9 protein-coding genes are annotated in these 14,924 nt (G+C 41.9%); 3 read left to right on the top strand and 6 right to left on the bottom strand.

What is annotated here, in order from left to right:
• Nucleotides 1-39 precede the first annotated feature (39 nt).
• From H6G08_RS30320 to H6G08_RS30330, 3 genes are all read right to left on the bottom strand, one after another.
• On the bottom strand, nucleotides 40-2,640 hold the full coding sequence (locus tag H6G08_RS30320; RefSeq protein ID WP_190549895.1) for a CHAT domain-containing protein: 2,601 nt from the start codon (nucleotides 2,638-2,640) through the stop codon (nucleotides 40-42).
• A gap of 14 nt (nucleotides 2,641-2,654) precedes the next feature.
• Entirely contained in the window at nucleotides 2,655-5,426 is a 2,772-nt protein-coding gene (locus H6G08_RS30325; protein ID WP_190549897.1) for a two-partner secretion domain-containing protein, read from the bottom strand.
• A gap of 577 nt (nucleotides 5,427-6,003) precedes the next feature.
• Entirely contained in the window at nucleotides 6,004-7,971 is a 1,968-nt protein-coding gene (locus tag H6G08_RS30330) for an Eco57I restriction-modification methylase domain-containing protein (RefSeq protein ID WP_242046335.1), read from the bottom strand.
• Between the two features lie 2 nt (nucleotides 7,972-7,973).
• Between H6G08_RS30330 and H6G08_RS38385 the strand changes: the two genes are divergently transcribed.
• On the top strand, nucleotides 7,974-8,099 hold the full coding sequence (locus H6G08_RS38385) for a hypothetical protein (RefSeq protein ID WP_277877832.1): 126 nt from the start codon (nucleotides 7,974-7,976) through the stop codon (nucleotides 8,097-8,099).
• A 551-nt stretch (nucleotides 8,100-8,650) separates the two neighbouring features.
• On the opposite strand, the gene H6G08_RS30335 is transcribed toward H6G08_RS38385, so the two are convergent.
• Nucleotides 8,651-11,182: a mannose-1-phosphate guanyltransferase gene (locus tag H6G08_RS30335; protein WP_190549899.1), complete on the bottom strand. Its 2,532-nt coding sequence runs from the start codon at nucleotides 11,180-11,182 to the stop codon at nucleotides 8,651-8,653.
• A gap of 322 nt (nucleotides 11,183-11,504) precedes the next feature.
• Between H6G08_RS30335 and H6G08_RS30340 the strand changes: the two genes are divergently transcribed.
• Nucleotides 11,505-11,699 (top strand): hypothetical protein, encoded by a 195-nt coding sequence (locus H6G08_RS30340; protein WP_190549901.1) that lies wholly within the window; start codon nucleotides 11,505-11,507, stop codon nucleotides 11,697-11,699.
• 258 nt (nucleotides 11,700-11,957) lie between these two features.
• Here the strand turns inward: H6G08_RS30340 and H6G08_RS30345 are convergent, their stop codons facing one another.
• On the bottom strand, nucleotides 11,958-12,368 hold the full coding sequence (locus tag H6G08_RS30345) for a hypothetical protein (protein ID WP_190549920.1): 411 nt from the start codon (nucleotides 12,366-12,368) through the stop codon (nucleotides 11,958-11,960).
• 731 nt (nucleotides 12,369-13,099) lie between these two features.
• The gene (locus H6G08_RS30350; protein ID WP_190549922.1) at nucleotides 13,100-13,738 is read right to left on the bottom strand and encodes a response regulator; all 639 of its coding nucleotides are present in this window, start codon (nucleotides 13,736-13,738) and stop codon (nucleotides 13,100-13,102) included.
• Between the two features lie 258 nt (nucleotides 13,739-13,996).
• Here H6G08_RS30350 and lipA point away from each other — a divergent pair, with 258 nt between their 5' ends.
• The gene (gene lipA / locus H6G08_RS30355) at nucleotides 13,997-14,902 is read left to right on the top strand and encodes a lipoyl synthase (protein ID WP_190549925.1); all 906 of its coding nucleotides are present in this window, start codon (nucleotides 13,997-13,999) and stop codon (nucleotides 14,900-14,902) included.
• The last annotated feature ends 22 nt before the right edge of the window (nucleotides 14,903-14,924 follow it).

Raw genomic sequence — 14,924 nt, forward strand, 5'->3', positions numbered from 1 at the left:
CCTTTTGACTGTTGACTGTTGACTTACTCGCTAGCGGTACTACAGCCAATTTCCCAACAATACGTAAGCCGCCCAATGTACAGGATGGCGATAATCTGGATCTTTTAATAGGGAAAGTTGCGCCAGTCTTAATGCTTGAGCTTTTGTTACTTGCTTGGTTGCGAGTTCTTTATAAAATTGACCTACTAGACGCGCCCCGGATTCATCATCTAAACTCCAAAGGGAAGCTAAGGTACTGCGCGCGCCTGCTTGAATTGCTACCCCAGCTAATCCTAAAGCTGCTCTTTTGTCGCCGTCGGCGGTTTCGCAAGCACTGAGAACGAGTAATTCTATGGGTTCAGGGCTAATTTCATCTCTGCGACGGAGCAAATTTTTCAATTCATTGACTTTGACTGGTTTATCCCAAGCCAAAACAAAAGTTTCCTCAGCATTGGAGCTAAATTGACCGTGAGTCGCTAAATGTACGACCGAAAAGGGTAAAGAGTCAAGCTGTTTTTGCAACGCTAAACTAGTAAATGTCTGATTTAGCAACACTGCGCTAGGGACTTCCGATTCCACAGCTTTTAATTCGTCAGCGACATTGGGTAAGGAATTAAATCCGTGTCTTGCTTCTGTTAATCCCGCTACTAAGGTTTTGAGTTGAGTTTGTTGCAAAGGCTTAGGCCCTAACAACTCTAACCCAGGTGTCAGGGCAATACTATATTTTTCCACCAAATACTGTTTACCATCATATAAAGCTGCCATTGGCAAGTTGCGTAAAGCACCATCTAAGACAAAAACTAATGTTTGCACTTCGCTTTGAGATAGTTGGGTTTCTACAGGGCGAATTAACCAATCGTAAACTTTGACGGCTAAATCTTTACCTTCTGGTGTGGTGAAAGGTTTTTCTAAATTTTCTCTAAGTTGTACGACAATTTTTTCTAGTTCAGTTTGAGATACTTTGGTAGCATAGTGGCGTAATGGCTGCTGCGGTAAGCTGAGAATTACTTCTAGTCTGTCTGGCAAAATAATCGGATAAATTAAGGCGGCGCTTGACTGTTGTATCTGCTCAATCGGGACTATTTTTCCTTGGAGACAAGCGGAACGAAAGAAGTTATCGAGTTCAGCTAGTTGTAATGATTCAATTACTTGTCGAGCTTGTTTTAGTTGCTCTTGAGTGGGTTCTAAGTCTTGGCCTGAATTTAAGAGTAATTCTACATATTCACGATAAACTGGCTCTACAGCTTCGCGAAAAGAAAATTGAATGTCGCTGTTAATGGCTACTAAATCGCTACGGAGCGATTTTAATGTGGTGAAGGCGACTTCATAGGCTGCTGTTGCTGGCTTAATTGCTCCTTGCGCTTTTAAAATCCGTCCTAATTGCCATTGCCATTGATAAGCAACATCGGCAGCATTAATGGCTTGAGCTAATTGTAAAGCTTTTGCGGTTAACTCTTGAGCATTTGACCATTGCTGGGTTTGTTCATAGAGTCCACCTAAATAGCCTAAAGCATAGGATTGGGCTTTTTGATCGGTTAAATTTTTGGCTTGTTCAACAGCTATGGCTAGTAGTTGCGCCGATTCAGTTTGTTTATTTCCCAGTTTTGTTAAAGCTTTAGCCAGGTTAACACGAGCGTAAATTGTCGAGCGACTGGGAGGGAGATTAGCTAGCTGAGGCTGGAGTTGTAGCCAAAGATTTTCGGCTGTTTTTGCTTCGCCAGCAGCTAATAATAAATTAATTTGATTAATTTTCGCTTGAATGCCGATAATGCTGGTAGGAGCGATCGCACTTACTTGTTCGTAGTATTTTACAGCAGAAGCGCGATCGCCTTGAGCATAAGCTGTGTTACCTAAACTCAATAAAGTTGCACTCAGTTCTGGTGTGGATACATTACCTGCATCCTGTAATAGTTGCAAACTTTGCTGCAAAACTTGTCGAGAATCCGCAAAAGCCCCAACTAATCGCAGAACATTCCCCAAACTCCGCAAACCTGTACTTTTTAATTGTGGATCTGGCTGATTCTCTAAAGATTGTTTCACATCTGCTAGGGTTTTACGCGCTTGCAGATACAGCCCTAGAGTTTGTTGTGCCTGAGCTTGATTGATTAAACTGCCAATTTTACCTTGTATATAGCTAACGCTGCTATAAATAGTAGTAGCCTGTTGCCAACTATTCAAAGCTTGTTCTGGTTGACCTTGAGCTAATTCTAAACTGCCTTGATTGTTGAGCGCTTGGGCTAAAATTAGCTGTGCTTGTGAAGTTGTCGGTTTGGCATTACCCAATAACTTGAGACTGGCGGTAATGGCTTGCTTTGCTTGCTGCCACTGTCCCAATTGCTGATAAGCTAAAGAAAGATAATTTAGCACCATAGCTTGAGACAACAAATTATTTTCTGCTTTAAGTGCTAATTCCCAAATCTTTATAGCTTCAGCATATTTTTCTTTTTGGTACAGTTCTCTACCTTGTTGAATTAAATTTGATGGGGATAAGTCTTTTGTCAACCTATTCCCAATTTCCTCTACTTGTGGAGGCGCGAAGGGTGGAACAAAAGAAGCTGTAGCTTGCCTAAAATTAATTAATAGGGTGAGAATCATCCCCATTAACATGCACAGCAAAAAAGCTATAACTCGACGCCAAAATTTCAGCTGTTTTTTTGCCATTTCCGAGTCCCAGATTAATTTTGCACAACTGGACAGCTAACAGGTTTCACAAAGGAATTGTGAGGAGTAGTAGCGGGTGCTTGAGCTACCAAGGTGACAATACCATTAGCCGCAATTTCCCAACCTTGAGCTTCTACAATAGCTGTCGGTGGTTGAGCAAGGGTTTTCTGTTGTGGTTGAGAGTTAGACAGTTTTTCATTCAGTAAAGCGTGGGGTTGTAAGTCTTCCCACACAGCATCACTACTCAATATTTCGCTGGGATTTGCTGGTAAACCACCTCTTCCTGTGATGATAAATTCACTTTTTTGATTGGCTATTGCGCCTGTGCTATCTCTACAGCTTTGGGTAATTTGTTGGGAAGCATCGACGAGATTTGTGGGTAAATTCACCAATCCGTTACTAGGATCTACATCAGGGGTATTGATTTCGACAACTCCGTTGATGCCTAATTGAGAACTTGCAGTGATGTCACTAAAAGCGGTTTGGCGATCGCGAAATTTAATGCCAAAAATCCCTTGTGCCTTAATATCAATGTTGCCACCTTTACCTGTAAAAGCATCGGCGGTAATGTTGCTATCTTCAGTTGGCGAAGCCACAATCAAGCCAGCCGCGATCGCAATATTGCCACCGTCACCACCTGCTTGGGCTGTACCTGCTGTGGTGGATAGGTTGCCACCCCGACGCAGCAAGAATAACCTGGGCACATCCAGGGTGATATTACCTCCGGTGTTACTGGCGGTTTCCGCAGAGATTTCCCCTTGGCGATCCAAAGTCAAAGAATCGGCGCGAATGCGAATGTTGCCGCCGATACCTGTACCTTGACTGCTGGCATTAATTTGCGCGCTATCTGTCACTTGGAGCGATCGCGTCTCTACTTCAATGTCTCGGGAATTACCAACAGCATTTGGCTGCACTGTCACCAGAATTCTGCCACCATTAGTCAAAGTGACTGTATCTGTTGCTTGCACAAAGACGCGCCCAGAATCTCCTCTCCCTATCGTACTGGCAAACAATCCCGCTTCATTGGCGATTGATAATGCTCTAGCGCCAATCTCGATATCGCCACCCCGCCCCACACCTCTTTGTTCTAAGCTGCTAAAAATACCACTGGGAATGTTATTACGATTAACTCCATCCAGAATCAAGGTATCACCCACATTCACCCGCACGTTACCTGCATTTCCACGTCCAAAACTACTGGCAGCTAGTTGAGCGCCGTTGGTTAAAGCCAGCGATCGCGCTGTTATATTAATGTTACCGCCATCACCAATACCAGGAGAGGCGACCTGACTTACCATCGCACTGGGAAAGTTAGTCGTTCCCGTACCATCAAGAACAACCCGATCGATAGCATTCACAACAATATCGCCGGCGCGTCCTTCACCAAAGGTACTGGAAAATAACCGTCCACTATTGGTGATTGAAAGTAACTCAGTATCAATTTGAATTGTGCCACCCTTGCCAACACTCCGAGGCGCAACGCTGCTGGTAATCCCACTCGAAAATCGTCTGCTAGCAGTTTGCATCATACCATCTACGGAAACAGTCTGAGCAGTAATGGTAATATTGCCAGCATCCCCTTGACCGAACGTAGAAGTTCCTAACTGAGCACCATTAGTCACAGAAAGCGCACGAGTAGCAAGGGTAAAGTCGCCCGTCTTGCCAATTCCGCCTATACTCAGTTGAACGCCGATCGTACTGACAATTCCCGTTGCTGATGCGCCATCAATGGCTACTGTATCGGTTGTTTTGATGTTGATACCGCCAACACTGCCTTGTCCGCTATTGGTGGCGACGATCAATGCCCCGTTGCTCACAAAGAGCGATCGCGCTGTGATGTTGATATTGCCAGCATTTCCTACTGTTTGGCGAAATACACCATTCTGAATCAGAGAATCTTGGCCATCCAGTCTAATAACTCCGGTAGCATTTAGCACAACATCTTTGACTGTTGTCTGGGGCGTTACTGCTGTTGCTCTAGTTCCTGCTAATAAAGTGCTTCCCTGGAGAATATCGATGTTTTCAGCTGCGATCGCAATCTCACCCCCACCAAACGCCATCACATCAATGCTGCTGCGATTGTTCAGGAGTATATCCCCACGGTTAGCATCGGCAAAATGGAAGCTGAAATTATCTCCCACAGTCTTTAAACCAACAGTTCCAGATTTTACTCCCCCAATCTCAATTTGCCCTTCTAAGGTTTGTAACTTGGCACCATCCAAGCTGACATTCCCAGCCACCAGCGCAAAAGTTTCACCATCACGAATTCGCAGCATTGAGCGTTGCACCTGAATATTGCCGGAATTGCCACCAAACTGCAAACCCAAGGGAACATTAATCGTTAATAAGGGAACAGACTGGGGATTATTGGCGCTGAAGGCAAAGCCGTTATCAAACAATAAACTGTCGGCGGTACTTGCAACAAAGGAACCGCCCACATCTAACCGAGCATTTTGCCCAAACACAATGCCATTGGGATTAATGAAAAATAAATTGGCATTACCTAATATCCCAAGAGTTCCCAAAATCTCAGATCGATTATTTCCTGTGACTCTTGTGAGGATATTTTCCACTCCCGTGGGGTTGGCGAAATATATTCTTTGCCCATCACCAATGCTAAATTCGCGAAAGCTGTGAAATAAATTCGCTCCCCGAACTGCACCGCCATTGATGATATCTGCTGTCGCGCCTTTAACTTCTACTCCTGGTGTTAATACAGTAGCTTCGCCACCCAAAGTATTATCGGGTTGAATCTCTGCGCGGACTAGAGTTGCTTTACAAATCACCGAACTAAATGTACAACAGGCTAATCCCAACAATAAAAATTTCCTGCCGCAGTTTAGGCTTGGCTGATATTGGATAGATTTAAACCTTTCATGCAAAAATTTCCGCTTAAATATTTGAGATTTCCTAAAAATCATGAGTTATATATAATTAAATAGTAATGAAAGCACAACGTTTAATTGATATCATTACTATCCTAGCTTGTTTGGCATTTTTTGAAATATATCTGCCTCTTATTTACCCTACTTAATCAGAGGTAGGTAGGATAAATAATGCAAATTATATTACGAAACGTAAACAGCCTTGAAACCCTTACCAATGAATAATGTAGGGGCGGGTTCACCGATATCCTCATTTATTAACAAAGATCCAAATAAACCCGCCCCTACAAATGACAGCCCTTGCCAGTTATATTTACAGCTGTTTTCACCTATTTGAACCACATCTGTCGTAGTAGGGGCACGGCACCAGTAAAATTATTGTATGTACCAAAAGATTGTCGATGCCGTGCCCCTACTTGGGCATATTTTTTTTTAAGTTTCAACTGAAGCTAGGTAAGTTTGAATGCTTTTTGAGCATTCATTTAGTTGTATAATTACGTAGTAATTCCAGTACAGTTTCTTCAATTTGATATACAGTTTTTGGACTGTTAATAGGGCGTTCAGGCGCATCTGGATTTGTAATTATCAAAGCTGCATCTAAGAATTGATGCACTGTTTGACGGCGCACAGTTTCTCTTGTATTTGGTTTATAAGATTTGCCATAGTGCTGTGACATAAATTCCATTATGGGTGTAATTCCCATTAAAGGAGATGTAGCAGCAGTCCAAGGATCGTTTGGTTTTAAATCAAGTAAAGCTAGCAGCGTTAAGGCTGAACGTTCATTAATTTGTGCCTTGGGTAATCCCATTTCCACTAATATTTTTCGTGCTTCATCAATACGATTTTTAATGATTATCGGGTTATTTTCCGATTGATTTGTCATCTTAAATAATGCTTGTACAAGTTTGTCAATTTCTGACTGTGAGGGAAAATCTTCGCCAATATTTAGCCCCAAAGTTATTAATTGTTCTATCGTCGGATATTTTAAATTGCGTAAATCCGTTGCATTAACTTGAGTATGTCCATTAAATAAACGAAAAAATGCGTCTACAAGGCTGGAATTAAGATAAGCTGCAAGCCCCCGTGCTAAAGTAATATCCAGTCCCTTGCCATCTTGATGAAAGTAGTTTAAGTGATTTTCAAAACCGACGCGATCGCAATTAATTCGGTTAGCATCATAGACAACTGCAACGACTCGCTTTTTCTCTTCTTTTGTGGAGAATCTTTTAGTCAAAACATAATTTTCGTTCGGGACTAACAGCGAAAAAGTTGCTTCTGTATACAATAACGCTTGGGGTTTTTTAGTTACCTGGGGATATTTGACATATCCGGCGGAGAAATTTAATGGATATATTAAGGGAACAGTATTTTTCTCAGGTAGTAAACGTAGATATTCTTTAGCACGAAAATCAACTACCCTTCCTGTGGAAACAGTTAATCCTAAATCTTGTAATGTGCAGGTGAAATTCGCCATTTGTTGAATAACCTGCTGACTCAGATTATCGGGAATAATATGAATAAATTGTTGTGCGTCGTCGGGATGAACTATTTCAGCATAAGGTAAGGAATTGGACATGATAAAATCATCATCAGCATTTGCAGATGTGGTGATGAGTACATTGTCAGATTTTTGTTTTTGTTTTATAGCATGAATAATAATTGTTTCTTGTAAAACGTCATCTTCGCTAAAAGTTTCTTCCCTAGATTCAAAAAGATGTATTTTGTCTAAAGCCATGATTTCCAAAAACATCTGGCGGAAGTCTTGAAAATACGGGCCATTACAAAAACTACGCGGTGAAATAGCAACAAACTCGCCTCCTGGCTGAAGTAACTGGGCGGTAGTAGCCATAAAACCTGGATAAAGATTGCTGGTTTCTAATCCCAGAGAACGTAATAATTTCCGCACCTGAGATTGCGCATTAATTTTTAAATATGGGGGATTGAGAATAGCATGTGTAAATCTGAAATCATCGAGATTATCGAATAAACTAGGCTGAATTAATCTGACAACATCTTGAATAAAGTCCTGATGCCGAATGTGATATTTTAAGGAAATACCAGCGAGTTGACATTCTTGACTACATAATTCTAATGTTTGCTGCAAATAGCTAATTAAAAATGAATCAATTTCATAAGCAACAATATCTAAATTAGTTGGGCGTTGTGGTTGCTGACAAAGGTGAGTCACAAACGCCGCAATTAGTGAACCAACTCCTGCGCCAGCATCTAGTAAAGATATATGAGTCAGATTCAGTTTGTTAAACATCCCAGCCATTAATTCTGCTACTGGCGCGGGAGTGAAAAATTGACCGAGTTTTCCCTTGAGTTTTTGCTCTTGTTTCCTGCTAGCGCTAATCCTCAAAAGCTCTACTTCACGAAGTAAGGTTTTAGGAGAAGATTCTAGCAAACTATTAAATTTCGTCTTTCTATTGGTTGGTTGAAGCATCAATGTTGATTTTCACTGCACAGAAGCGATCGCCTTTGACGATCAGAGGTTATTTATACCATTTTTCTCAAGTTATTCTACGTGGTGATGCATCTGAGGCTGTTCCCTATCTTGTTGAACGTTCTTAAAACAAGGCGTAAGCGTCACCCTTGAGATTGGGGACATCCAATTTTTTAAATCCCCAATCAATTTGTAGTGCGAGCATCTTGCTCGCTGGTGTTCAAAAGCGAGCAAGATGTTTGTCCTTCGGACACGCTACGCGAACGCACTACGGAATTTGGGTAATTTATTTTTTGTAAGTCCCTTGACGCTTACACCCAACAAATTTGGGCAAAATATTCTTAAGTTAACAGCAATGGGCACTGCCATGCCCTCTAGAGTATATTGATGTGCCGCAAACACTAAGCTAATACGCATCTAAATTGCATAACTACTAATAAGGGCTGTCAACAGTCAACAGTCAACAGTCAACAGTCAACAGTCAACAGCCAACAGCCCTCACAATGGATTGTGCAACTTACAGCAGTTTTCACCTATTTGAACCACATCTATCGTAGGGAACATCAGTAAAATTATTGTATGTACCAAAAGATTGTCGGTGCCGTGCCCCTACAGCGTGGTCTATTTACAGGAAGATGCTGTAAAAGAAGATTAGCTTATCCCGTCGCGTTCAATGAACTTATTGCACTTCCACCGGATGCTGTTCTTGTTGTCTTTCAATAAACGTTTGCACGCGGGCGCGGTAGTTTCTTAAAGTTTCATCAACCCAATCGCGCTCATTACTGTTGGCATACAGATGTACTACTGGCTCGCTAGCATCGGGTAAAACTAACAGCCAACTATCATCATAGGGCTGACCAATTTTCACCCCATCAATTAATTCTAAATTTTGGGCGGGGTGAGTTTCGACTAAATAACGCATGAGTGCGCCTTTAGCACTCCAAGGACAACGGATTGTATGGGTTCTGTGAACGACGCGGGGTAATTCGGTGCGCACAGTAGCGAGCGATCGCTCTTGAATTGTCAGCATCTCAATTATCTTAGCAATACAGAACATCGCATCAAATCCCGGATGCAGTTGGGGAAAGATAAAACCAGTATCGCCACTACCAGCCAACACCACATGACTATATTTTCGCGAAGCCTCCATTAAAGCTGTCGGGTTAGCTTTGGTGCGGATCACTTTACCATCATGGCGACGGGCGACTTGTTCCACCGCACTGGAAGCATGAACTGGCACAACTACCGTACCCCTGGGGTTAGAGGTTAAAATCATGTCTACCATCAATGCAGTTAACATTTCTCCGCGAATCGGCGCACCGGATTCATCAACTAAAATTAGCTGTTCGCCATTCGCCGATACCTGAACGCCAAAGTTAGCTTTTAACGCTTCCACCACATGTCCCAACTGAGTTAACAGTCCTTCCCTCTCTGCCGTCGAGACAGCGCTTTTATTCAAGCTAGCGTTTAAAACTACCGCATCAGCCCCAAATTTATCTAACATTTGCGGTAATACAGCCCCAGATACCGCATAAACATAGTCAATCACCACTTTAGCCCGACTGTTGCTAAGAGTAGAAACATGTAATAATTTCTCAAAAGCAGTGCAGTAAGTGTCATTGATTTGGCTAGGATAGGCAACATCGCCAATTTCATGAATTTGAGCGCGGCGCATATCTTCCTTAAAATAAGCCCCCTCAATTTTCTTTTCTTGGGCTTTAGTGATATTAATCCCCTTATTATCCATAAATTCAATCAGGATATAGTCAGGGCGATCGGGGTGGACGCGCACGTGAATACCGCCAGCTACCCCCATAATGGGTATAACTGTGCGGGCGATGGGTACAGCTGTGGCGTCTAGGTTTTGAATATCAATCCCGACTGACATTAAACCCGCAATTAGCGATCGCGTTACCATGCGCGATACATTGCGCTGATCGCGAGAAACCGCCACCTTAGAACCTGGTTTTAAAGTTGAACCGTAAGCCGCACCCAACTTCACCGAAAATTCTGGAGTGATATCAATATTTGCTAATCCTTGGACACCACGTTGCCCGAATAAATTTCTTTGGGCAGTATTCCCCCAAATCAAGTTAATGTTTAAAACAGCACCTGACTCAATCTTTTTACTTGGCCAAACTCTAATCCCTGGGCTAATCTGCGCTTCTTCACCCACCGTAGATAACGAACCCACTACCGATGCTTCCAATACATGAGCGCGTCTATCTACACGGGTACCACGAGAAATCACGCAAGCGGAAAGCTGGGCTTCTTCGCCAATAATCGCCCCATTCCAAACAATCGGACGTTTCAAATTAGCATCAGCTGCGATCGTTACATTATCGCCAATCACAGTGCCCGCTTCAATTTGCACCCTGGCACCAATCCGGCAATTATCACCAATTACTGCTGGACTTTCGATTGTTGCTGTGTGATCGATATAAGTATTTTGACCCTTCCAAATACCTGGAGAAATTTCTGTGTAAGCAAAATCGAGTTTTACCTTACCATATAGGGCATCATATTGCGCCTCTCTATAAGCATCTAAATGACCAACATCGCACCAATAACCTTGAGCAATGTAACCATACATTGGCTCATTTTTTGCTAGTAATAAAGGAAATAAATCTTTAGAAAAATCTGTTTCTGTATTATCTGGTAAATATTCTAAAACTTCTGGTTCGAGAATATAAGTACCAGTATTAACTGTATCCGAGAAAATTTCACTAGTAGAAGGTTTTTCTAAAAATCGATTAATGCGACCATCTTCATCAGTAATCACCACCCCAAACTCAATCGGGTTGGGCACGCGGGTTAAAATTAAAGTAGCTTTTGATTTGTTTTGTTTGTGAAATTGGATTGCTGCTGTTAAATCAAAATCAGTGACACTATCGCCGCTAATTACTAAAAAAGTTTCATCCAGTAGTTCAGCAATATTTTTTACACAACCAGCTGTACCTAAAGGTTGATCTTCTTCCACAGCATAGGTCATTTGGACGCCAAAATCACCGCCATCTTGAAAGTAATCTCGCAAGACATCTGGTAAATAATGCAGAGTCGCAATTACTTCTGTAATTTGATGCCGTTTGAGAAGATTAATAATATGTTCCGCAATTGGTCGATTTAAGATTGGCACCATTGGTTTGGGCAAATCACAAGTTAAGGGACGAAGCCGCGTTCCCGAACCGCCTGCCATCAGCACTGCACGCATAAATCCTCCTTAGCTATTTGCAGCATTTGCTGCTTTGAGATCCGCAATATACGTTGTGTTTTTCTTACTCTAGTCTCTTATGAATGTTGATATTTCAGGAACACCCGCAAGAGGCATCTAAATTAACAAAGTATATATACTTATTTTTATAGATGAGGCTACTAGAGAAAAGTCTTGATGTAGTGAATTGTTGATTTTTGCATTGTGCGCGCGATCGCGACTAGCTACGATGTCAAAGCCTACTCTAAACTGGAATAAGAGAATGTAGCGTTAAATCACTCGCTTACCGAACAACTAAAAAGTTCCTCTGGGAGTTATAAGAATGATTAAGTTAATTATCATTGGGTTAATTGCAGGCTATGTCTATGGTGCTTGGAAGTTCTGGAACGGTTTCGAGCGGACTCACTTTACCCGCAGCCTACCTAATCGTATAGGTTTATCTATACTGTGGCCCGCTTTATTTGTAGCTAATAAATCCTATCGCCGCAACTTTAGACAAGCCCTAAAAGGCAAGTAAGTATCATATTTCTTAACTTAAATTCTCACGGGTGTATCAATTTAATATTGAAAGCGAAAAAAAATCCAGTAACAGAAAAATCTTCTTCATTAAACTTAGGGGATTGATTGGTATCAGGATTATTAGCCATAGATAATTTAAGGGTTTAGCCGTGCTAAACCCTTAAATTAGATGGGATTTAAATCAATTAAACCCACAAGTAAATCCGTAATTCATAATTCGTAATTAATTCCTTAGCTACAAATTATGAATTACAAATTACCGATTTCTTTGTCCATTTCTAATGCCATTAATCGCCGCACCCGCAGCAGCGCCATCAACCGCATCACCTAAAGTATCCTTAGTACCATGAAGAATGATACCTGTAACTGTACTAGCGGCTGCACCAACAGCCATATCTTGACCTAAGTTACCAACTCGGCGATTTCTGGCCCTTCTTCTGGTACCATGTACTGCATTCACAGCCGCACCCGCAGCTGCACCTTTGACAGCATTGTTGACAACCGAACCACGCCCTCTAACAGCACCAGATACTACACCAGCACCAGCACCAATGCCGATATCTTTTAAAATATCAGCCGAAGCTGGTTGAGCCGGCACTAAGGTACCACCGGCTAAACTTGCAGCCATTAAACCTGGTAGAATTGTGCGTTTTAAGATGGGATTCATAGTGATAATTTCTCAAAACATCAAACGATCGCAATACAACCGCAGAGGTTGTATTGATAACTGCGTTTATTTTTATTGTAGACAACAACGACGGTTGCCAACTTGAGGAATTATCATCATCTCATTAGAAATCAGGCGATCGCATCAGCTAAAAGCCAGAGATTTTTTCCCAATTTTTAGTAACTTACAATACTTAGCCACTAACAAACAGCTACTTGATAGCAGGTTTTGTAGCATTGATATTGCTATCTGTTAAATACCCCATCTTTATACATACAGTTTTCTCAGATATTTACAACTTACTACTGACACCTTTTATACAATTCCTGTTTGTTGAATAGGAATTGTCATGCTAAATTTAGAACCTTATCCAGGTACAGAATTTACCTCAAGAGTTCACCGTGTTTTGCGACAAGAATTTGATAAGCAATTGCTAATCCTCAATATTATTTGTCATCGTTAAGGGTTTCAAGCAGATTTACTTGTTGTAATATAGTTTGGTGCAATCACTGACTGAGGTTATTCAAAAATACCTGACAGCATTTTGGAAAATCAGCAAAATTTAGACATCTTCTTTCAGAAGACGATAAATAACTTTTTGGTTGCTATCAAAACTCACAAAAATTAGCAGATATGACAATTTAAATCAATTACTAAACAATTTTTGTGAAATCAACCATAAATTAATCACTTTTTGGACTGACAAAAATTACTCATAGCTGACGCAAATGCTATTTGATTTTTTGTTTAATAAATGTCACAACTTGAGTTAGCTGTTTCTTCAAACTATCAATTTCTGCTTGCATCTTGGTAATTTTTTCATTGAGCATTTCAATTTCCGCCGCAGAAGCAGATGATTCCGCAACAGCAGGTTTAACTGCTCCATTAACAGTACTAGAACTTGTTACCGTGCTATTACCATTAACAGCAATCGGTGCTGGAGGATGATGAACAGTCGCCCCTGCTCCAACTAAAGTAGGTTCTGGGCGTACCTGTTTAGCTTTTGTCATTGCTGATTTAATCGCGCTAATGAGTTGCTTTTGATCGAAGGGCTTACCCAAAAATTCAAAATACTCAAAGGGTTCGGATATTTTCTCCGTTACCTCTTCCTTGCGCCCAGACATCATGACTAAGGGAATTTTCCTTAATTCCGGTTGAGATTGAATGTGTTGGAAAACCTCCCACCCACTCATTTTGGGTAAGAGAAAATCCAACATGATCAAGCTAAATTTTTCTTGCAGGATGAAATTAAGTCCTTCCATCCCGTCTTTCGCTTCTACAACCTCGAAATTGCCAGGAGGCAGCATTTCTCGTACTTTTACTCTGACAACTGTGGTGTCATCAATAACTAAGATTTTATTACTTGCCACGACTGATTACTCTAACAAAAACTATGGATGGAGATGGCAATATTGCCGATTGACCTTGAGAATTATCCCACTATATCCAAAATTTCTCTTGATTGGGGGATAGTATATTCCGGTATAAGGGATGTTTCCCAATGTGTTGGAAAAAACTTCTGCCTATATTCTTGGCAAATTGTGTCATGGTGATATTTAAGGCTTTTACCTTGCTTGAAAGCATAGGAAACTTGCCTCACAATACCTTCGGATCTTGCTTGGATTTCTATGACTTCGTCACAACAAGCCCAACTCAAGTCAGAAATTATGGCTATGCCTAGCTGGCTGCGCCGTTCTATCGGTAAAGCTAGCGAAATCTCTACCGTACAACGCATTATTAAGCAGCGCCAAATTCACACCATTTGCGAAGAAGGACGCTGCCCCAACCGTGGGGAATGCTATGCCCAAAAAACTGCAACTTTTTTACTAATGGGCCCTACTTGTACACGTTCTTGTGCATTTTGTCAAGTAGATAAAGGTCATGCACCAATGCCCATTGACCCAGAAGAACCGCAAAAGATAGCCGAGGCAGTGCAGCTTTTGGGATTACGTTATGTGGTGCTGACTTCTGTCGCCCGTGATGACCTAGCAGATCAAGGCGCGGGGCATTTTGTCAAAACAATGGAAACCATTCGCCAGTTGAACCCAGAAACGCAAATTGAAGTGCTGACACCAGACTTTTGGGGTGGTGCTGGATCTGGGGAAGCAGGGCAACGCCAACGGATAGAGATGGTAGTTAAAGCGAAGCCAGCTTGTTTTAACCATAATATTGAGACAGTGCGCCGTTTAACCGGGCCAGTACGTCGGGGAGCCAAGTACGATCGCTCTTTGCATGTACTGGCAATGGTGAAAGAACTTGATGCCTCAATCCCTACTAAATCAGGTTTAATGCTGGGACATGGGGAAACCGTGGAAGAAGTTCTCGAAACAATGGCCGATTTACGCGCCGTCGGATGCGATCGCCTGACAATTGGGCAATACATGCGGCCGTCTTTAGAACATCTACCAGTACAAAAATACTGGACTCCTGAAGAATTTGACGAACTCGGCAAGCAAGCATGGCAAATGGGATTTAGCCATGTCCGTTCCGCGCCCCTCGTGCGCAGTTCCTACCATGCTGGGGAAGGGGGATGAGGTAGGGGGCAGGGGGGCAGGG

The organism is Calothrix anomala FACHB-343 (assembly GCF_014696435.1).
In the GTDB taxonomy this organism is placed as follows: Bacteria; Cyanobacteriota; Cyanobacteriia; order Cyanobacteriales; family Nostocaceae; genus Aulosira; species Aulosira anomala_A.

What these genes read in the sequence shown, in the direction of transcription:
- H6G08_RS30320 (WP_190549895.1), bottom strand. Translation starts at nt 2,640, where the DNA reads ATGGCAAAAAAACAGCTGAAATTTTGGCGTCGAGTTATAGCTTTTTTG.
- H6G08_RS30330 (WP_242046335.1), bottom strand. Translation starts at nt 7,971, where the DNA reads ATGCTTCAACCAACCAATAGAAAGACGAAATTTAATAGTTTGCTAGAA.
- H6G08_RS38385 (WP_277877832.1), top strand. Translation starts at nt 7,974, where the DNA reads ATGTTGATTTTCACTGCACAGAAGCGATCGCCTTTGACGATCAGAGGT.
- H6G08_RS30335 (WP_190549899.1), bottom strand. Translation starts at nt 11,182, where the DNA reads ATGCGTGCAGTGCTGATGGCAGGCGGTTCGGGAACGCGGCTTCGTCCC.
- H6G08_RS30340 (WP_190549901.1), top strand. Translation starts at nt 11,505, where the DNA reads ATGATTAAGTTAATTATCATTGGGTTAATTGCAGGCTATGTCTATGGT.
- H6G08_RS30345 (WP_190549920.1), bottom strand. Translation starts at nt 12,368, where the DNA reads ATGAATCCCATCTTAAAACGCACAATTCTACCAGGTTTAATGGCTGCA.
- lipA (WP_190549925.1), top strand. Translation starts at nt 13,997, where the DNA reads ATGACTTCGTCACAACAAGCCCAACTCAAGTCAGAAATTATGGCTATG.